Origin of the sequence: Prauserella halophila (assembly GCF_024171895.1) — a bacterium.
GTDB classification, from domain to species: Bacteria; Actinomycetota; Actinomycetes; order Mycobacteriales; family Pseudonocardiaceae; genus Prauserella; species Prauserella halophila.
Window position 1 is genome coordinate 107,897 of record NZ_JAMTCQ010000008.1, and the last position, 19,866, is coordinate 127,762.

A 19,866-nucleotide genomic window follows, 5' to 3' on the forward strand; every position below is an offset into this window, starting at 1 on the left:
CGATCGGCGCCCGGCCCACGGGGTGGTACCCGCCTCCGCCCGCGACGGCCGGTCCTTCCGGCCGTCCGCGGACCGGACGGCGGCGGGGCTCAGACGTTGCGCCGGTACTGGCCGCCCACCTCGAAGAACGCCTCGGTGATCTGCCCGAGTGAGCACACCCGCGCCGCGTCCATGAGTACGGCGAACACGTTCTCGCCCCGTGCCGCCGCGTCCCGCAGGCGGGCGAGCGCGACCTGCGCCTCGGCGTGATTCCTCGCCTGGAAGTCCTCGAGCCGCTGCAGCTGCGAGTGCTTCTCGTCCTCGGTGGCACGAGCGAGTTCGACCTCGCCCTGCTGTTCGTCCTCCTCCGGGCTGCGGAAGGTGTTCACGCCGACGATCGGCAGCTCGCCGTTGTGCTTGAGCCGCTCGTAGGTGATCGACTCGTCCTGAATCCTGCCGCGCTGATAGCCGGTCTCCATCGCGCCGAGCACGCCGCCCCGTTCGGAGATGCGCTCGAACTCGGTGAGCACGGCCTCCTCCACGAGGTCGGTGAGCTCGTCGATGATGAACGACCCTTGCAGCGGGTTCTCGTTCTTCGACAGGCCCCATTCCTTGTTGATGATCATCTGGATGGCCATCGCGCGGCGCACCGAACTCTCGGACGGCGTCGTGATCGCCTCGTCGTAGGCGTTGGTGTGCAACGAGTTGGCGTTGTCGTACAGCGCGCACAGCGCCTGCAGCGTCGTGCGGATGTCGTTGAAGTTCATCTCCTGCGCGTGGAGCGACCTCCCCGAGGTCTGCACGTGGTACTTGAGCTTCTGCGACCGCTCCCCCGCGCCGTAGCGCTCGCGCATCGCCACCGACCAGATCCGCCGCGCCACCCGGCCCAGCACCGAGTACTCGGCGTCCATGCCGTTGGAGAAGAAGAACGACAGACTGGGCGCGAACTCGTCGATGTCCATACCGCGGGCGAGGTAGGACTCGACGTAGGTGAATCCGTTGGCGAGGGTGAAGGCGAGCTGCGAGATCGGGTTCGCCCCGGCCTCGGCGATGTGATATCCCGAGATGGACACCGAGTAGAAGTTCCGCACCCCGTGTTCGATGAACCACTCCTGGACGTCCGACATCATCCGGAGACTGAACTCCGTGGAGAAGATGCAGGTGTTCTGCCCCTGATCCTCCTTGAGGATGTCGGCCTGCACCGTGCCGCGGACCTGCCGCAGTGTCCACTCGCGAATCTCGGCGGTCTCGTCGGCATTCGGCTCGCGGCCGTGCTCGTCGCGGAATGCGTCCATCCGCTGGTCGATGGCCGTGTTCAGGAAGAACGCCAGGATCGTCGGTGCGGGACCGTTGATGGTCATCGACACCGACGTCGACGGTGCGGTGAGATCGAAGCCGTCGTAGAGCGCCTTCATGTCGTCCAGCGTCGCGATCGAGACGCCCGACGTACCCACCTTGCCGTAGATATCCGGACGGGTGTCCGGGTCGAAGCCGTAGAGCGTCACCGAGTCGAACGCCGTCGACAGGCGTTTGGCCTCGGAGTCGGCGGAGAGGTACTTGAACCGCCGGTTCGTGCGGAACGCATCGCCCTCGCCGGCGAACATACGGGCCGGGTCCTCGCCGTCACGCTTGAACGGGAACACGCCTGCCGTGTACGGGAAATAGCCGGGCAGGTGCTCGCGCCGCAGGAACGACACGAGCTCACCCTTGTCCTTGTACCGCGGCAACGCCACCCGCGGAATCCTGCTGCCCGAGAGCGTCTCCCGCCACAGCTCGGTGCGGATCTCCTGGTCCCGCACCGTGAACGAGAGCTGCTCGCCGCGGTAGGACTCGGACAGTTCCTCCCAGTGGCCGAGCAGCTCCGTCGTCTCGTCGCCCACAGCGGATTCCGCGCGCTCCACGAGCCGGTCGAGTGCTGCGGCGTCTCCCCCGTCGGCGGCGAGTGCGTCCCGCGCCACGGTCAAATGCTCACGCGTGCGCACGGCATCGGCCTGCCGCTCGGTCTCGGCGTGGTAACCGCGCAGGGTCTCGGCGATCTCCGCCAGGTACCGGACGCGATGCTGCGGAATGATCGTCGCCGTCTGCGTCGACACCTTGCCCTCGACCGGCGACAGTGTCCCCGCCGACACCGAGAGCCCGCCGTCGGCGAGCATGTCGCGCAACTCCTGGTACAGCGCGGTGACGCCGTCGTCGTTGAACGTCGCCGCGCTCGTGCCGTAGACGGGCATGTCCTCGGGGTCGGAGCCGAACGCCTCGCGGTTGCGCACCAGCTGCCGCGCGACGTCGCGGCGGGCGTCCTCGGCGCCGCGGCGTTCGAACTTGTTGATCGCCACGACGTCCGCGAAGTCGAGCATGTCGATCTTCTCCAACTGCGAGGCCGCGCCGAACTCGGGCGTCATGACGTAGAGCGACTGGTCGACGTGGTCGACGATGCCCGCGTCGCCCTGGCCGATACCCGGGGTCTCGACAACGACGAGGTCGAAGCCGGCGGCCTTGCAGGCGAGCACGGTCTCGTCGAGGCCCTGCGGAATCTCCCCGCTGGTCGTGCGGGTGGCCATCGACCGGAAGAACACGCGGTCGCCGTCGAGGCAGTTCATCCGGATGCGGTCGCCGAGCAGCGCACCGCCGCCGCGCCGGCGTGTCGGGTCGACCGCGAGTACCGCGATCCGGAGCTTGTCCTCCTGGTCGTTGCGGAACCGGCGCACGAGCTCGTCGGTCAACGACGACTTGCCGGAACCGCCGGTACCGGTGATGCCGAGCACGGGCACCGTCCGCACCCGGGCGGACTCCCGCACGGCGGTGAGCCACTCGCCGGGCAGGACGCCCTGCTGCAGCTGTGAGATCGCCCGCGACAGGGTCCGGGTGTCGCCCGCGAGCAGCTCGTCCACGTCGCCGGCCCGTTGCCCGGCCAGGTCGACGTCGCATTCCCGGATCATGTGGTTGATCATGCCCGGCAGGCCGAGCTCGAGCCCGTCCTCCGGCGAGAAGATCCGCGCCACGCCCCGCGAGTGCAGCAGGTCGATCTCGTCCTGGACGATGACGCCGCCACCGCCGCCGAAGACCTTCACGTGGCCCGCCCCGCGCTCGCGGAGCAACTCGACCAGGTACGAGAAGTACTCGACGTGCCCGCCCTGGTAGGCGCTGATCGCCACGCCCTGCGCATCCTCGGCGATCGCCGCGGTCACGACCTCGTCGACGGACCGGTTGTGCCCGAGGTGGATCACCTCGGCACCCTGCGACTGCAGGATGCGCCGCATGATGTTGATCGAAGCGTCGTGTCCGTCGAACAGGCTCGCCGCCGTGACGAACCGGACGGGATGCACAGGCTGGTGCAGCTCGGTGGTCATGCCACCAAAATACTTGGACTTCCTACTAATTCCAAGATGTGGTCCCCCGTGACGACGGTCTCCCCTTCGAGGATCGCTCCCGGGCAACGCCGGCAAGGAGCTGCCGCCGCCGCGGCGACCCGGTCAGCCGACGGGCTTCGGTGCAGCGGAGCCGCGGACCGCCAGCCACTGCTGCATGGCGTACTCGACCATGGTGATCAGCGTCTGCTTGGTCGATTCGCGTTGCCGGGCGTCGCAGCGCACCAGGGGGATGCTCTCGTCGATCGACAGTGCCTCACGTACATCGTTCAGGTCGTGCTGCAGCACACCGTCGAACGTGTTCACGCCGACGACGTAGGGCAGCCCCCTGTCCTCGAAGAAGTCGATGGGGGCGAACGAATCGGCCAGTCGCCGGGTGTCGGCCAGCACCACCGCGCCGATGGCACCACGCACCAGGTCGTCCCACATGAACCAGAAGCGTTCCTGACCGGGCGTACCGAACAGGTACAGGATCAGGTCCTCGTCCAGCGAGACACGGCCGAAGTCCATCGCCACCGTGGTGGTGGACTTGTTCGGCGTCGCCGCCGTGTCGTCGATGCCGGTGCTCGCGTCCGTCATCATCGCTTCGGTCGTCAACGGCACGATCTCGGACACCGAACCGACGAACGTTGTCTTGCCCGCGCCGAACCCGCCTGCCACGACGATCTTGGCCGACGTCATCGTCTGCGGCGTGGCCTGGCGCGGTGCCTTAAAGCCGACGGAGTCCACTCAACACCCTTTCCATCAACATAAAATGCGCTTCGGCGTTCTCGCTGCCCGCCACGGTGCGGTGCACGGTCACCAGTCCCGTGTCCGCCGCGTCGCTGATCAGCACTCGCGCCACCCCGAGCGGCACCTGAAGCACCGCTGCGATCTCGGCCACCGAACGCGGAGTCCGGCATTCTTCCATGATGACCTGATGCTCGACCTGGTCGGGGACCGGGAGAACCGCGGCATCGCGGGTCGAAATCAGCGTCTCGAGTTCCAGCGGGTAGTTCGCTTTCGTCCGGCCGCCGGTGATGGCGTAAGGACGGACGAAACCGGTTTCCTCTGCCGCCGCCGGCGGCGGCGCCACCGGCTCGACGGGGATGGGTTCGGCCGACACAGACTGCTCCTCTCCGGTCCATGACCGGTCGTGGTCCTCCTCGCCCGGCCACACCACGACGGTGGGTTCGGCCGGTGGGGACGACACTGCTTCCCGGCTGTCGTGCTCGCCGGGGTCCTCGCTGCGCTGGCCTCGTTGCTGACGGCTCAGCCCGGACGTGAGCGCGACGCCGTTGAGCACGTCAGCGATCGCGCCCTCGCCGTTCCCGCTCCCGGATCCGGAGTCAGTGCTCATCGCTGCGGTCATCCCACCGATCCGCCGACCAGCGGGCCGCCCGCACCCTGCAGCTGCGCACGCAGCTCGGGTGTCAGGATCTGCCCGACCCGGTCGACGAGCAGCGTCATCTCGTACGCCACCTGACCGATGTCACAGTTCGGCGCGGCCAGCACGGCCAGGCACGAGCCGTCGCTGATGGACATCAGCACCATGATGCCGAGTTCCATCTCGACGACCGTCTCGTTCACGGCCCCCGCTTCGAAGCAGCGAGCGGCTCCCTGGGTCAGGCTGATCAGGCCGGATGCGACGGCGGCGAGTTGATCGGCGCGGTCGAGCGGCAGCCGGTTCGACGCGGTGAGCAGCAGCCCATCCGCCGACACGACGACGGCATGAGCGACGCCCGGCACTCGCTCGGCGAAGTCGTTCACCAGCCATCCGAACTGGTTCTGTTGGGGCTGAGCCCGATCCGGCGCGGTCATTCACCCTCCACTTTCTGTTCACTGCTGTCGCTCGCCTGAGCGGTCCGATGCCGGCCTCGGCGAATTCCCTGCTGGAAACTGCTGAGCCTGCCCTGCACGTCGGCGGGGTCACGCTCGCGCCGCGGCCGGCTGTCCGCCGGTCCTGTCGACGTCGCACTGCCCGGCATGAGCTGCTCGCCACGCTGGCGACGTGGCAACCCCGCCGGGGTGGAACCGGTCGGCGCCGCATCCGACGCCGCCTCCACCGTCCGCCACCGGTCGTCCGCGGCGAACATCCACTCCGACGTGCTGCCCGCCGCCTCCGGCTCGGCCGCCGCAGCGGTCGCCGGTTCGGAACCTGCGGACTCCACGGACTGTTCGGGGGCGGCAGAGCCGTTCTCGGCCGTGGCCGACGCCGGCTCTGCCGACTGCGCATCCGCCGTGTCCCCCGGATCCGCCGTGTCCCCCGGATCCGCCGTGTCCCCCTGATCCGCCGTGGGCGTCATCGAGCTCGTCGCCGGTGTCGCCGGGGCCGGCGGGACCGCGGCGGCCCCCGTCACGTCGGCCCGCTCGCCAGCCGGCGACGGCGCGTGGTCGCCCGCCCCGTTCACCCGTGGCTTCGGACTCGGTGCCGGAGCCGGCCGGGGCTTGCGCCGCCGCTGCGGCAAGCCCGCGGCGGTCGTCGGCGTCCCGGCTCCGGACGGCCGAGGTTGCGGGCCCTGCTGACCGGGTTCGGTCCGCCCCGTCGCCGGAGCGGTCGAATCCGATGGCGCTGTCGAATCAGACTGCGCGGTCGAGTCGGCCTGCGCTGTCGAGTCGGTCTGCGCGGTGGATTCGGCGGAGGTCGCGGACTCGGTGTGTGCCGCAGTCCCGTCCTGGGGAGCGGCCTGCTGCGCGGGCTCCTGCGCCGGGCTGTGCGGGGTCGAACCCTGTTCCTCCGGGGCCCGCTGATCCGCAGCCGTGCCCTCGGCAACCGCCGCGCCGTTCACCGGTGCCTCCCCGGAGGTCGTGGAGACCGCCTGCCCCTCAGGGCCCGCCCGGCGCCGACCTCGGCTGACACCCTGCTGGAAGCTGCTCAGCCGGCTGCGCACCCCCGACGCGTCCCGCTGCGGGGCCTTCGGCGATTCGGGCGGCACGCCGGTGGCGGCACTACCGCCGGCACCACCGGTGGCGCCGCTGTCTGCGCTCTCCGACGCGCTGCCCGGCATCAGCTTCCGGCCACGCTCCCGGCGCGGCAGGCCCGCCGAGGTGTAGCCCGCGGGCTCGGCACCGCCCGTGGACCCTGCCGACCGGCCGCGCGCATCCGTCGTGGAATCCCAGCTCTCGTCCTCGGAATCGGAGGCGCTGCGGAACCACGCCGACAACATGTCGTTGAAGATGGGCGTGCCCTCGGAGCCGTCCTTCCGCCGCGGTGCCGGCTCGGATTCCGGCGGCTCCGTGCCCGGGGTCGTGGTGCCCGGGGTCGTGGTGCCTGGGGTCGCGGTGCCCGGCGGCTCCGTGGCCGGGGGCGTGGTGCCCGGGGTCGTCGTGGCCGCGGTCGCAGCGTTCCACCAGTCGGTGACCTCCGTATCGGGCACGGCGAACAGCGCGGACCCACCCAGGCCGGAGCTCGGCGCGTCGGCGGTGGTGCGGTCCGCATCCGCGTCGGCCGTACTCCCGGAGTCCGCCGCGTCGGATCCGGCCGTGGCACCGGTTCCGGCCGACTCACCCGGGCGCCGCGCGCCGTCGCGGCCGGTCCGGCTCGCACCCGGCTTACGCCGCGGCAGCGCGGGCTTGGCACCGTTCTGCGTTCCGGACGGGGAATCGTCGCTCTCGTTCTCGTCCCGGGTTCCAGAGCGGGGTTCGTCGTCGGCCGGTCCACCCTGCTGCGGGATCGGCGGTCCGCTGTCGGCGCCGGCTTCCGGGATGCGGGCTCCGGCCTCGGGCCGGTCACCGGCCTCGGTGGCCCCGGAGCCGGCCGCTCCGCCGCTCCCGGTGTCCGACGATTCCTTTCCGCTCTGTTCCTTTCCGCTCTGGTCCTTTCCGCTCCCCGGGTGATCGTCGTCGGTGACCGGGCTGAACAGGGCGGTCCCGGACACCTCGGTCTCCGACGGTCCGTCGCCGCCCTGCGTCAGCGGAGCGAACGAAGCGGGCATGGCCGAACCGGGGGACCGGCGGCGGGGCAGCCCGCTACTCGTCGCGGCGGAGGCCGCACCGGACCCGCTGCCGGAGGCCTGCGCCGGATCCGCCGGTGCCGTGCCGTTCGCCGCCGCGGTGCCGTGCGCGGAGGTAGTCGTGTCGGTCGCCGCAGCCGGGGCACCGGACCCTGCCGCCTGCGCACCGGCCTGCTGAGCCGTACTCCCGGGCAACGTCGCCGACGCGGTCCGCGCGAGCACGTCGGTCGGCGCCTGCTGCTCGACGATGACGACCTCGGAGGGCACGGTCACGACGGCCGTGACGCCGGTCGCGTCCTGACCGCGCTGCAGTACGACGCCGAAGCCGTGCCGCTCGGCGAGGCGGCCCACCACGAACAGGCCCATGCGCCGGGAGGTCGCGATATCGACGGGGCCGACGTCCCGCAGCCGGCCGTTGGCCTCCCCCAGCTCGGTCTCGTTCATGCCGATACCCCGGTCGGAGATGTCGACCTGCAGCGAGCCGTCGTCGAGGAGGCGGCTGGACAGCGTCACCCGCATCTCCGGCGCGGAGAACGCGGTCGCGTTGTCGAGCAGCTCGGCCACCAGCCGGACCAGATCCCCCGCGGCGTGGCCGACGACCCGCGCCGACGGTGGTGTGTTCACCACGACACGCTGGTACTGCTCGATCTCCGACACGGCCGCACGCAGCACGTCGGTCGCCGACACCGGCCGACCGGACCGCCTGCCCGGCTCGTCGCCGGACAACACCATGAGGTTCTCGTTGTTGCGCCGCATCCGCGTGGCGAGGTGGTCGAGCTGGAACAGGGTCGCCAGCTGATCGGCGTCCTCCTCGTCCCGCTCCAGCCGTTCGATGAGCTGCAGCTGCCGCTGGACCAGGCTCTGGCTACGGCGCGACAGGTTGACGAACACGCCCGCGAACCCGGCCCGCATGCCGGCCTGCTCCACGGCGAGGTGGAGTGCCTGGTTGTGCACCGCGTCGAACGCGCGTGCGACCTGGCCGATCTCGTCGTCGGTGGACACCGGGACCGGGCGCACGACGGGGTTCTGCGACTGACCGTCCTGAATCGACTGCACGGCCTCGGGCAGCGCCCGGTCTGCCACGTCCAGCGCCGCGGTGCGCAGCACGTTCAGCGACCGCAGCAGCTGCCGGGTGATCACGAACACGACCACCGCGGCCAGCACCAGCGCCAGGAAGAACAGCACGGCCAGCCACACCACGGCGGCGTGGGCGCCGCCCGCGGCGTCGTCGGTGGCGGTCATCACCTCGTCACCAAGCCGGTCCGCGAACTCACCCGTCGCGGCGAACACGCCGTCCGAGGCGTCCTGCCACCGGCTCGGTGACACCTCGCCGAACGCCGCGTCGCCGTCCTGTCCGGCGAGCAGTCCGCGCATGATCCGCTCGCGGTTGTCGAACGCCTCGCCGCGCACGGTCTCGTTGAAGGCGGCACGCTGGCCGACGGTCGCTGCGCTGCCGAAGTCGGACAGCCGGTCCTCCAACCGGACCGCCGAGGTGCGGAGCTGGTCGAATTCGCTCGGAGCGAGCCCGCCACGGTCGATGCCGTAGGCCACGAGCGCCTGCTGGACCGACACCTCCTCGCGGGCGACCAGCGCGTCGTGCAACGCCGTGGGTGTGCCGCCCACGGCACGGTCGCCCATGCCCGACACGGCCGCGACATCCACCGCCAGCAGCGAGGACGTGATCACCGAGTAGGACTGCGCTGCCTGGATCGCGCCCAGTTGGCCGGCGCGGACCCGTTCCCGCAGCGAAGAGAGGCGGTCGAGCTGGTCGTTCAGGCGACTGCGCGGCCCGGCGAGCGCGTCGAGTTCGGCGCCCTCGGTCACGAGCGCGGCCCGCACCGGCCCCACCGCACGGTCGACCTCGTCACGCAGTCCGTTCAGCTCCGCCGAGTCGGCACCGGTGCCCCGGGTCAGCGCAGCCGCGGTGGCGGTGCGCTCGCGCTGCAGCGCATCGAGCAGCGTGCGCGAGGCCGAGTTCAGCTCGGCCAGCTCCGCCACCCGGTCGTACCGGTCGGCGCGGTCGAGCTGCGTGGCGAGCGTCAACCCGCCCAGCACCAGCGCGATGACGATGGGAACCAACGTGACGGCTCCGAGCTTGGCTGGCAGTTTCCAGTCCCGCCAGCGCGCCAGCGCCTGCCACGGGGACGGCTTCGGGGCACCCTCTCCGAGGAGCTGCCCCACCGGAACTCGGCCTTCTCCTGCAACGGTCACGTACGTGACTCCCTCTCCGGCTCACTCACGGCCACGACGATCTCCGGTCCGGTCAGGTGCGGGAACCCGGCCCGGGCGGGGTACCCGGCCGGGCTCGTCACCGCGGCCGGGGCCGGTCGAGCCCCGCCCGGGCACCGCACGCTGTAGCGCATGTCTGGTCGTTCCTCCGTATCCGGTGTCTCTCCGGACGGGCGCCGACACCACAGCACCGCCGCAGGCACGGTCGAGCTGCCTGTGGCACCGGACCGTCACCACCGGCACTGTCACCACCGGTCCGGACGGCCTGCGGCCGCTGTCGCTCACGTCCGCCCCGCCCGGGTGCGCCCTCCCCCAGAACACCGTCCGCCACGTCGGCGCACCGCACACGACGGCACACCTCGGCGCCGCGGCCGACGGCTTGCGATCTGCAGGTTGAAACCGCAGATCCGTGCCGTGACACAGATCCGTGTGGTGGCACTCAATTCGCTCGGCCGGGGCGTCAAAAATCGTACAGCCAATCGGGTTGCCACCAAACGATCTCGACGGGCGCAGCATGACCAGCGGAAATCGCCATTCACCCGACTCGGCGGCCGCCGGTTTCCCCACCCCGCGAAGGTCGCGCCGATTTTTGGTTACCGAACTCGCAGCAGACACCGAGTCAAGTCTCACCCACATAGCTCAGTATGAGACGATTATTCACCCATAATGGGTAGCCATTGGTCCAGTGCGACTACGGACTGCAACAAAAGTGTCCACGATCTTGTGGTACATCGCGAATGCACCTCCGTCGCCGGTGTCCCTCGAACGGTGGTTCAGTCCGCCGCGCCGGCGACGGCAGACCGGCCACCCCCGCCCGGGAGACGGCCGGCTGCCCCTCGACACATCGCACACACCAGCTCACCGCCGCGCGACGCCATGATCACTACTCTGCGCACAGCGAGACGGACGCGCCTCCACGCCCGTGTCACCCGGTTCAGCGATTGCCGGTGCCGAATAGAACGGAGCGCACAATTCCGCAGGATCCGTGTCCCGCACCGTCACGCGGACAGAAATGACCAATCGGCGCGACCTTCCATTCCCGGAAATGCACCGAACGCCACGGTTTCACCGGGGCGGCACGCAGTCGGTGAACGTGTACCGCACCGGGCCCCGAGCACCGTCCACCGGCTCAAGTTGCACGCCGCACACCGACCCGGCCCACGACACGGGCCCGAGGCCCGGCCTGCGAACCTCACCCTCGTGAACCACCGTGACCACACCCCGACACCGCCCCCGGCACTGCGGCGGTTCCTGGACGAGTACGACCCGCCGACCCCCTGTCTCGTCGTGGACACCGACACCGTCGTGGCGCGATACCGCGCCCTGTCCGCGGCCTTCCCGCAGGCACGCATCCAGTACGCCGTCAAGGCGAATCCGTCCCGCGAGGTCGTGCGGGCACTGGCCGAGGCGGGCGCCCGGTTCGACGTCGCCAGCCCCGCCGAGATCGACCTGTGCCTGGACGCGGGATCCGACGGCAGCAGGCTCTCCTACGGCAACACGGTCAAAAAGCCCGCCGCAATCGCCCACGCCCACTCCGCCGGTATCACCGAGTACGCCTGCGAGGCCTCCGGTGATCTGCACGCCATCGCCGCCCACGCCCCCGGAGCCCAGGTCTCGGTCCGGCTCCTCGTGGACCCGCCGGATTCGGCGACGCCGTTCGGCCGCAAGTTCGGCTGCAGCCCGGCGATCGCGACCGACCTTCTCGTCGAGGCCGCCGGGCTGGGACTGGACCCGGTCGGCGTCAGCCTCCACGTCGGATCGCAACAGCAGGACCCGGATGCCTGGGACGGCGCGATCGCGACCGCGGCCTCCGTGTTCACCGCAGCCGCCGAGCGGGACGTACCCCTGCGCAGGCTCAACATCGGCGGGGGCTTCGCCACGAGCTACCGGCAGGCCGCACCGGATCCGGCCGAGTACGCCACCGCGATCGCCGGGGCACTGCGCACCCGTTTCCCCGCGGACGAGCCGGAGCTGGTCCTCGAACCCGGCCGTGCCGTCGTCGCCGACGCCGGGCTGATCCGGGCCGAGGTCGTGCTGGTCAGCCGCAAGGCCCCTGGCGACGACCATCGCTGGGTCTACCTCGACGTCGGCCGCTACAACGGGCTCGCCGAAACGGAGAACGAGGCGATCACCTACCCCGTCGAACTCGTCGACGACCGCGACGGGCCCGACGGGCCGGTGGTCCTTGCCGGACCGACCTGCGACGGCGACGACGTGCTGTATCAGCGGACGCCGTACCGGCTACCCGAGTCCTTGCGCGCCGGGGACCGGATCGACATCCTTGCCGCCGGCGCGTACACGGCGAGTTATTCGTCGGTGGCGTTCAACGGCATTCCGCCACTCCGTACCTACTGCATCCGTGAAGGGAGGCCTACCGGTGCCGACTGACCGCAGCGACGTCGGTGTGTTCTCGGGCACGCACGTACTCGCCGAGCTGCACGGTGTCGAACCGCGGTTGCTCGACGACGAGGCGTTCCTGCGCGCCACGCTCGCTCGCACCCTCACCGACGCGGGGGCGACCGTCTGCGACGTCATCGCCCACCGGTTCGAGCCGCAGGGCGTGACCGTGCTGGCGATGCTCGCCGAGTCGCACGCGTCGGTGCATACGTACCCGGAGGTCGGAGCCGCCTTCGTCGACGTGTTCACGTGCGGCGACCGGGCCGACCCCGCTCACGCCGTTCAGCTGCTCGGCGACGCACTGGGCAGCGGACCGGTGACCATGTCCATCGTCCGGCGCGGCCACCCCGCCCGGCAGACGACCACGACAGGAGGGTGACGCGTGTCCCCCGTCAGCACCGAGTCTTCCACCGGAACCGAGATCGTCGAACCGCTCGCCGACGGCATGACCCGCACCTGGCAGGTCGACGACGTGGTCGTCGACACGACGACCGCGTTCCAGCACGTCCTGATCGGCCGTACCGCCCAGGGCCTCACCCTGTTCTGCGACGACGAACGCCAGAGCGCCGACGCCACCCAGCTCGTCTACCACGAGGCGCTGGCCGTGCCGCCGCTGCTACTGGCCGATCGGGTGGAGTCCGTCCTGATCATTGGTTCGAGCGAGGGTGTCGCGAGCGCGATGGCCGTCGCCCACGGAGCGGAGCTGGTGGACCACGTCGACATCGACGCCGAGACCGTGCGCCTGTGCGCGCAGCACCTTCCCTACGGCTACACGGAGGCCGAGCTGACCGCGGCCGAGGCCCACGAGGGGCCCGTCCGGATGCATTACCGCGACGGCTTCGACTTCCTGGCCACGGCCGAGTCGGCGGGCACCCGCTACGACGTCGTGCTGATCGACCTGCCCGACGAGAGCGAAGACCCCGAGGCCCAGCACAACCGCCTCTACGAAGCAGATTTCCTGCGCCGGTGCGCGCAGCTGCTCGCACCCGGCGGCGTGGTGACGTGCCAGGGCGGCTGCCCGACGATGTGGCGGAACCGCACGCTCGTCACCGCGTGGCGACGGTTCACCGAGGCGTTCAGCACCGCCGTCTACTACGGCTCCGACGAGCACGAATGGGCGTTCCTGTCGGGCAGGATCGACCGTATCGACGACGCCGTGACCACCATGCAGGGCCGGCTCGCCGGCATCACCGCGGGTGGCGCGGGCTACCTGCCCGAGTCGATCGACGCCGAGGCACTGCAGGGCAACACCGTGCCCCCGCACGCGGTACGGGCGTCGGTCAGAGCTTCTTCCCCGCAATGACATGCTGGTGGACCTTGCGCTCGACCCAGAACGACAGCAGGGGCACGCACCCGGCCAGCAGCACGCCGATCGTCCCCTTCACCGACCAACGGGCCTTGAGCGCAAGGTCCACCGCCAGCACCAGGTAGATCATGTAGACGACCCCGTGGATCGGCGAGTACACCGCCGAGGGCCCGGCGTTGTCGAAGCCGTAGCGGATCACCATCACGACCACCAGTCCCAGCAGGCCGATGCCGGTGGCGAAGGCGGCGACGCGGAACCGGGCCAGCGGGCCCCGCAACGCTTCCGGAGCCCGGCCGGCAGTGCTGGTCGCATTGTCAGTGGCGCTCGCGTTGTTCCCGCCGTCGGCGTCGCGGTCGGTCGTCACCATGTCGTCACTTCACCTCGTGATCACGTGCGTAGAGCTCGGCCAGGTACCGGTTGTACGCGGCCAGCTCGGCGTCGGCGGGGTCTTCGGAATCGCCGCTGTCGCCACGGTATCCGCCGTCACCGCCGTGGCCGCCGTCAGTGCTGTGGCCGGTGTCAGTGCTGTGGCCGCCGTCAGTGCTGTGGCCGGCGCCGGAGGACTCGGCACCGGATGCGCCGGCGGACTCCTCGCCGGATCTGCGGCTCAGTACCCGCCACCGCCACACCATGAATGCGGGGAACAACCCGAACAGTGGCCACTGCAGCACGTAACCGAGGTTCTGGAACGTCCCGCCTGCGGACGAGAACCGGTCCCACTGCCACCAGGCCAAGCCGAAGCAGACCACCATCGCCGCCAGGCAGAGCGCCGTGAGGCCCACGGCGCGGCCGGTGACGGAGCGGGGATTCACCCTTCCGACGCTAGCACCCGTGCGATCGCGATCGCGGTCACACACCCGGTGCGCGCGGCCGCACGAGCGTGCCCGTCGCCACCGGCTCGGCCCTCAGCCCTGGGCTCCCGCGGCCTGTGCGGCGTAGCCGTCCGCGAGGCCGAACACCTTCTGCGCGTACTCCACCGAATTGTTGTAGGACATGATCCCGGCCCACCAGCCGTCGGCTCCGGACATGTCACGCCCACCGGCGCACAGATACCGCGCCGCGGTGACCGCCGCATCGTCGATCTGCTGCGGGTCGGCCCGCCCGTCGCCGTTGCCGTCGCCGGCATGGCGCACCCACGTACTCGGAATGAACTGCATCGGGCCGACGGCCCGATCGTGCCGGGAATCGCCGTCGAGGCGCCCGCCGTCGGTGTCGGTGATGCTGCGTACGCCCGGAGCGCCGTTGAGCGGTACGCCGATGATCGGGGACGAGGGCCTGCCGTCCTCCTGCAGCACGGCGCCGCCGTAACGCCCGTGGTCGGATTCGACGCGGCCGATACCGGCCAGCGTCGCCCACGAGACACGGCACCCGGGCCGGTGCTCGCGCATCGCGAGCTCGGCCTGGCCGTAGGCACGCAGCGCGCGGGCGGGCACGCCGGTGACCGCCGCGGTGCGTTCGGCCCAGGCGTCGAGCGAATCCGCGGGGCGCTGCCGGCCACCGCCGCTGCTCGCACCCGGGTCCGGCTGCGATTCGGGTTCCGGTTCCGGTTCCACCGACACCTCCTCGGCGGGCGCCGCGGAGCCGGGAGTCACGCTCGCCGGTTCGATCTCCCGCGCGGGTACGTCCGTCGTCGTGGGACTCGCCTCCGGGGTGGCCGCGCCGGCCACCAGCCAGACACCGCCCGCACCGACGGCCAGCACGAGAAGGACGGCGCCGAGCCGCGCCGCCACGGGCCTCAGCACCGGCACCACCCTCAGCACCGACACCACGAAGCCACGGTGCTGTCCACCGTCGCCGGTTCCCGCTACGCGCACCGCCTGGCCCTTCCCTGTGCCGATCCACCCGTGGGGCTAACGAACGGAGGCACCGTAACGTTACGCCCGTCCGGTGACGGCGCGGGCACGCCGGGACGAGGTCACCGTGCGACCCGTACGGCGCCGGGCCGCACGGGTCACAGGCGCCGGGTCACACGACGGATCCGGCCGCGCGGCCGGAGAACCGCCGGGACCGGGCTCAGCTCGCGGCGTCGCGGCGCTGCCGCGCCAGGCGGGCCACACACCAGGCGGGAGCGCTGCCCCGCCGGAGGTGTTCGAGGACCGTGAGCGGCCCGAGCCACTTGGCGAGATCGTCCGGGGCCAGCCCCGCCGCGCGGTAGTCCAGCGCCCGCTGGTCGAGCGGGCTGATGCCGGCATCCCACCAGGCCTCTGCCTCCCGGACGTCACCGACCATCTGCCACCATCCCGCGGCGGCGACGAGGAGCTCGTCGGGAGCGTCCGGCAGACGGTCCCGCATGGCGTCCAGATAGGTGGTGTCGGCGGTCTCGAGGGTCGACCACGCGCCGGCGCCCGCCGCGCCTCGCTGGCCGGGAATCCCGGGGGTCTGCGGGGAGTTCTGCGGAGTCTGCGGGGCCTCGGCGAGCCAGGACGTGGCGATGCGGTGCGCCTCGGCCTCCTCGGCGCTCTGCTCACGCTCAGAGGTCCACTGCTGGATGACCGCGTCAACGCCGGGGTCGTGCATCCCTGCCTCCTTCTGCAACGCACATCGGAGTCGATTGCGGAAAGGTCGATTGCGGAAAGACTGTCGAGCAGCCCTGCTTCGCGAGCGACGCCGTTCCCGAACGACGTGTCACGAGCAACGCTGCGGTGCAAAGCCGCCGGGGCGATGGGAATCGTCCCGATCACGCAATGTGAGCACCGTAGGAGAGCGACTCGGGTCCACGCCAGACCCTCTCGGCAACCGATTCGTTGACCTGCGACTCAAGGCCAGGAATCCACCCGGATGGTCCAGTCCGCACGTCGAGAAAGCCGCGAATGCACGCTGTGTGATCGCATTCTTCGGGTGGTCACGACGCTTTGCCGGTGCCGGGTTTCCGGCACCGGACGAGGAACTGTCCATATGGTGGATGCTGCGGCGTAACCGTCAGGAAAAGATGCTGCGGCGTAACCGTCAGGAAAAGAGGCGCTCCACGAAGGTCACGAGTGCTTGGGCGCCGTCTCCGAGCCAGCTCAGGGCGGTCTGCACGGCCTCGGCCGACTCGGTGGGCTTGCTGATCAACAGGAACAGAACGAGAGCGACGACGCCGAATATGAGGAATTTCTTGAGTCCCGGTGACATCGCTCCACTCAATTCTTCACATCGGCGGCCGGCCAGGTCTCACGCCGGTTCCGCCACGTCCGGACCGCACGGGGTGACAGCCCGATGAACGCCGGTGAGCCGCACGCGCTCACGCGGCTCATTCAACCTCATCTGCACCGGGCCGTGGGCCACCCAACCGGTTCCCACACGAACGGCGGAATCCGGTTACACAACGCATCCATGACTGACACGTACGGGTGGCACCGTAGAAGAACAACGCTCACGGCAGGCGCAACGACACGCCGCGCATCGTGCCCGATTCCCGGTCCCGCCGGCCAGTGGGACCGGGAACCTGCCGCGGGCCCCACCGATCGCCGGCGAGGCCCGCGGCCGATCACCGCGGCCGTGCAGCCGTCACCCCGCCGTGCAGCCCTCGCGCGGATCTCGTCACGCGATGGCCCCGCCGTCCCGCAGCGCGGTGATGGCGGCGTCGTCGTACCCGAATTCGGCGAGCACCTCGGCCGTGTCCGTACCCTGCTCGTGCGGCGCCTCCGGGTGCGGCGCGGGCGTACGGTCGAACTTCGGTCCCGGCGCGGGCTGCACGGTCCCGCCGACGTCGGCGAACGTCCCGCGCGCGATGTTGTGCGGGTGCTCGGCGGCTTCCTCCGGCGTGAGCACCGGCGTCAGGCAGGCATCCGTGCCCTCGGCCTTGGCGACCAGCTCGTCGCGCGAGTACTGCCCGATCGCCTCGGTGAGGATCTCGCGCAGCGCCGGCCACTGCGACTGGTCCAGGTGTACCGGCAGTGACGCGGCGTCGAGGTCGAGCACCTCCACCAGCGCGGCCCAGAACCGCATCTCGATCGCGCCCACGGCCACGTACCTGCCGTCGGCGCAGGCGTAGGTGTCGTAGAACGGCGCACCACCGTCGAGGAGGTTCTCGCCCCGCTCGCCGCCCCAGGCCCCCGCAGCCTTCATGCCGTACAGCTGCGTGGTCAGCAGGGCGGAACCGTCCACCATGGAGGCGTCGACCACCTGTCCCTGACCGGAGGACGTGCGCTCGTGGAGCGCCGCGAGCACGCCCATCGCCAGGTACAGCCCACCGCCGCCGAAGTCGCCGAGGTAGTTCACCGGCGCCACCGGCTTCTCCCCCGCCCTGCCGATGGTGGCCAAGGCTCCGGAGAGCCCGATGTAGTTGATGTCGTGCCCGGCCACCGGCGCCAGCGGACCGTCCTGGCCCCACCCGGTGATGCGCCCGTACACGAGCCGCGGGTTCCGCGCGTGCACCTGCTCCGGTCCCAGTCCGCGGCGTTCGGCGACGCCGGGCCGGAAGCCTTCGATCAGCACATCGGCGCGCTGCGCCAGCGACAGCACCACCTCGGCACCCTCCGGCGTTCTGGTGTCGACCCCGATGGTGCGGCGGCTGCGGGTGAGGGGGTCGTCCGGGATGCCGAGCACGTCCGCTCCCGGGTTCGCCCGATCCACGCGCACGACGTCGGCACCGAGATCGGCCAGCATCGTGCACGCGAACGGAGCCGGCGCCAGGCCGGCGAGTTCGATCACCTTCAGGCCACCGAGAGGCCCAGTGTTCATGGATGTCCCCTTTCCGCCCTCCGCGGGCGGGTTCGCTCCACGCCGGGTCACAGCGTCCGGGAGATGATGTCCTTCATGATCTCGCTGGTGCCGCCGAAGATCCGCGAGATGCGCATGTCCGCCCAGGCGCGCGCGACCGGGTACTCGGTCATGTAGCCGTAGCCGCCGAAGAGCTGCACGCAGTCGTCGATGACGCGGTTGGCGCGCTCGGTGGTCCACAGTTTCGCCATCGCGGCACCCTGCACGTCGAGTTCGCCCGCCAGGTGGCGTTCGATGCACTGGTCGAGGAACGCGCGCGAGACGGCGACCTCGGTCGCCGCGTCGGCGAGCGTGAACTTGGTGTTCTGGAACTTCGACAGCGGCCTGCCGAACGCCTCGCGCTCGTGCGTGTAGGTGATCGTCTGGTCGACCGCCGCCGCCATGCCGGCGACCGCCGTCACGGCGATCAGCAGGCGCTCCTGCGGCAGCTGCTGCATCAGCTGGAGAAAGCCCAGGCCCTCCTGGTCGCCGAGCAGATTCGCTGCGGGTACGCGGACGTCGTCGAAGAACAGCTCGGCGGTGTCCTGCCCCTTCATGCCGATCTTGTCGAGCACGCGGCCGCGCCGGAAACCGGGCGTCGACGTCGGCACGGCGATCAGCGATATGCCCTTGGCGCCGGCGTCGGGATCGGGGTCGGTCTTGCAGGCCACGACGACGAAGTCGGCCATCGCGCCGTTGGTGATGAACGTCTTGGAGCCGTTGATGACGTACTCGTCGCCCTCGCGCACCGCACGGGTCTTGATCCCCTGCAGGTCGGATCCGGTTCCCGGCTCGGTCATGGCGATCGCACCGATCCACTCACCGCTCGCGAGCTTGGGCAGCCACTCGCGCTTGTTCTCCTCGTCGGCGTACGCGAGCACGTAGTGGGCCACGATCCCGTTGTGCACGGACACGCCCCATGCACTGTCACCACTGCGGGCCTGTTCCTCGTAGAGCACGGTCTCGTGCGCGAAGGTGCCGCCACCGCCGCCGTACTCCTCCGGGACGGACAGGCACAGCAGGCCGACCTCACCGGCCTTGGTCCAGACCTCGCGATCGATCTGCTTGTTCTCGATCCACCGGTCCTGATGCGGGGTGAGCTCCTTCTGGCAGAACGACCGCGCCATCTCGCGAAAGTCGTCGAGCTCCTCGGTCAGCCACGGGCTCCTGGGCAGTTGCAGCGGCACGGCGGTCCTCCTTGATCACCTGGCTCTGGGGTGGAAAACATTCCGGACGAGATGTAAGTTCCGACCGGAATCTACAACCACCACCCGAGCCGGTAAAGGGGTCGCAGGTGACGCGCTCATGACCACGACACCGCCCACTCCCCCGCGTACCCACCGCACCCAGGCACAGCGGCGCGCCGAGACCCGCGCAGCCCTGCTCGACGCCACGATCGACTGCCTGGTGGAGCTGGGGTATCCGCGCACGTCGATGCAGGAGATCTGCGCCCGCGCCGGTGTCTCGAAAGGCGCGTTCCAGCACCACTTCGCGTCGAAATCGGAGCTCATGGCCTCCGCGGTGCAGCACCTGACCACCCGGCTGCAGCACGAGCGCGCGCCGGAGGCCAGGGAGCTGCCCGACGGCCCCGAGCGCATCGCCGCCGCGATCGACCTGCTGTGGAACTCCTACTCCGGCACTCTCGCCACCGCGGCCATGGAACTCTGGATCGCCGCGCGCACCGACCCGGACCTACGCTGCGCGATCCGTCCGGTCGACCGCGCGCTGGGCCGCTCGACCCTGGAACTGCTGACCGGCGTCTCCGGCGACCTCTCCGAGGAACGGATGCAGACCCTGTTCTGGCTGACGGTGAACCTCACCCGGGGCCTGGCCCTGGACGCCGAACTCGGCGGTGATCCGCACCGCCGGGAGCAGCTGCTCGCCGAGTGGAAACGCATCGCGACCCGGTATTTCGGCGAGTGACGCGGCATCCCGGCGGGTGAGCCCCGCGAGCTCGGGAGGCAGGAGTTGCGGC

At 70.6% G+C, this 19,866-nt stretch carries 16 protein-coding genes; 4 read left to right on the top strand and 12 right to left on the bottom strand.

What is annotated here, in order from left to right; genetic code table 11:
• Positions 1–89: 89 nt before the first annotated feature.
• From icmF to LY41_RS00750, 5 genes are all read right to left on the bottom strand, one after another.
• Complete coding sequence (gene icmF / locus LY41_RS00730; RefSeq protein ID WP_253861793.1) at positions 90–3,326, bottom strand: fused isobutyryl-CoA mutase/GTPase IcmF; 3,237 nt, start codon at positions 3,324–3,326, stop codon at positions 90–92.
• A gap of 123 nt (positions 3,327–3,449) precedes the next feature.
• Positions 3,450–4,073 carry a GTP-binding protein gene (locus tag LY41_RS00735; RefSeq protein WP_253861795.1) on the bottom strand — a complete coding sequence of 208 codons (624 nt, stop codon included), beginning with the start codon at positions 4,071–4,073 and terminating at the stop codon, positions 3,450–3,452.
• Positions 4,054–4,629 (bottom strand): DUF742 domain-containing protein, encoded by a 576-nt coding sequence (locus LY41_RS00740; RefSeq protein WP_253861796.1) that lies wholly within the window; start codon positions 4,627–4,629, stop codon positions 4,054–4,056. The genes LY41_RS00735 and LY41_RS00740 overlap by 20 nt, the downstream gene beginning before the upstream one ends.
• 62 nt (positions 4,630–4,691) lie before the next feature.
• Positions 4,692–5,144 (bottom strand): roadblock/LC7 domain-containing protein, encoded by a 453-nt coding sequence (locus tag LY41_RS00745; protein WP_030533451.1) that lies wholly within the window; start codon positions 5,142–5,144, stop codon positions 4,692–4,694.
• The gene (locus LY41_RS00750) at positions 5,141–9,487 is read right to left on the bottom strand and encodes a nitrate- and nitrite sensing domain-containing protein (RefSeq protein ID WP_253861798.1); all 4,347 of its coding nucleotides are present in this window, start codon (positions 9,485–9,487) and stop codon (positions 5,141–5,143) included. The genes LY41_RS00745 and LY41_RS00750 overlap by 4 nt, the downstream gene beginning before the upstream one ends.
• A gap of 1,218 nt (positions 9,488–10,705) precedes the next feature.
• Between LY41_RS00750 and LY41_RS00755 the strand changes: the two genes are divergently transcribed.
• From LY41_RS00755 to LY41_RS00765, 3 genes are all read left to right on the top strand, one after another.
• Positions 10,706–11,893, top strand: coding sequence for a type III PLP-dependent enzyme (locus LY41_RS00755; RefSeq protein WP_308292179.1), 1,188 nt, complete (start codon positions 10,706–10,708; stop codon positions 11,891–11,893).
• On the top strand, positions 11,883–12,281 hold the full coding sequence (gene speD, locus LY41_RS00760; protein ID WP_253861800.1) for an adenosylmethionine decarboxylase: 399 nt from the start codon (positions 11,883–11,885) through the stop codon (positions 12,279–12,281). The genes LY41_RS00755 and speD overlap by 11 nt, the downstream gene beginning before the upstream one ends.
• A gap of 66 nt (positions 12,282–12,347) precedes the next feature.
• Entirely contained in the window at positions 12,348–13,205 is an 858-nt protein-coding gene (locus LY41_RS00765) for a spermidine synthase (RefSeq protein ID WP_253862829.1), read from the top strand.
• Here the strand turns inward: LY41_RS00765 and LY41_RS00770 are convergent.
• The 7 genes from LY41_RS00770 to LY41_RS00800 all read right to left on the bottom strand — a co-directional run bounded on the left by LY41_RS00770 (position 13,183) and on the right by LY41_RS00800 (position 19,078).
• Entirely contained in the window at positions 13,183–13,575 is a 393-nt protein-coding gene (locus LY41_RS00770; protein WP_253861802.1) for a DUF3817 domain-containing protein, read from the bottom strand. The two genes, LY41_RS00765 and LY41_RS00770, sit on opposite strands and share 23 nt — an antisense overlap.
• A 4-nt stretch (positions 13,576–13,579) precedes the next feature.
• Positions 13,580–14,020: a transcriptional regulator gene (locus LY41_RS00775; RefSeq protein ID WP_253861803.1), complete on the bottom strand. Its 441-nt coding sequence runs from the start codon at positions 14,018–14,020 to the stop codon at positions 13,580–13,582.
• A gap of 93 nt (positions 14,021–14,113) precedes the next feature.
• Positions 14,114–14,950 carry a lytic transglycosylase domain-containing protein gene (locus LY41_RS00780; RefSeq protein WP_253861805.1) on the bottom strand — a complete coding sequence of 279 codons (837 nt, stop codon included), beginning with the start codon at positions 14,948–14,950 and terminating at the stop codon, positions 14,114–14,116.
• A 271-nt stretch (positions 14,951–15,221) separates the two neighbouring features.
• Positions 15,222–15,725 (bottom strand): helix-turn-helix transcriptional regulator, encoded by a 504-nt coding sequence (locus LY41_RS00785; protein WP_253861807.1) that lies wholly within the window; start codon positions 15,723–15,725, stop codon positions 15,222–15,224.
• 429 nt (positions 15,726–16,154) lie between these two features.
• Positions 16,155–16,322, bottom strand: coding sequence for a hypothetical protein (locus LY41_RS00790; protein ID WP_253861809.1), 168 nt, complete (start codon positions 16,320–16,322; stop codon positions 16,155–16,157).
• A 408-nt stretch (positions 16,323–16,730) separates the two neighbouring features.
• Positions 16,731–17,873, bottom strand: coding sequence for a CaiB/BaiF CoA transferase family protein (locus LY41_RS00795; RefSeq protein ID WP_253861810.1), 1,143 nt, complete (start codon positions 17,871–17,873; stop codon positions 16,731–16,733).
• Between the two features lie 47 nt (positions 17,874–17,920).
• Positions 17,921–19,078 carry an acyl-CoA dehydrogenase family protein gene (locus LY41_RS00800; RefSeq protein WP_253861812.1) on the bottom strand — a complete coding sequence of 386 codons (1,158 nt, stop codon included), beginning with the start codon at positions 19,076–19,078 and terminating at the stop codon, positions 17,921–17,923.
• Between the two features lie 118 nt (positions 19,079–19,196).
• On the opposite strand from LY41_RS00800, the gene LY41_RS00805 reads away from it, so the two are divergent.
• Positions 19,197–19,814, top strand: coding sequence for a TetR/AcrR family transcriptional regulator (locus tag LY41_RS00805; protein WP_253861813.1), 618 nt, complete (start codon positions 19,197–19,199; stop codon positions 19,812–19,814).
• Positions 19,815–19,866 lie beyond the last annotated feature (52 nt).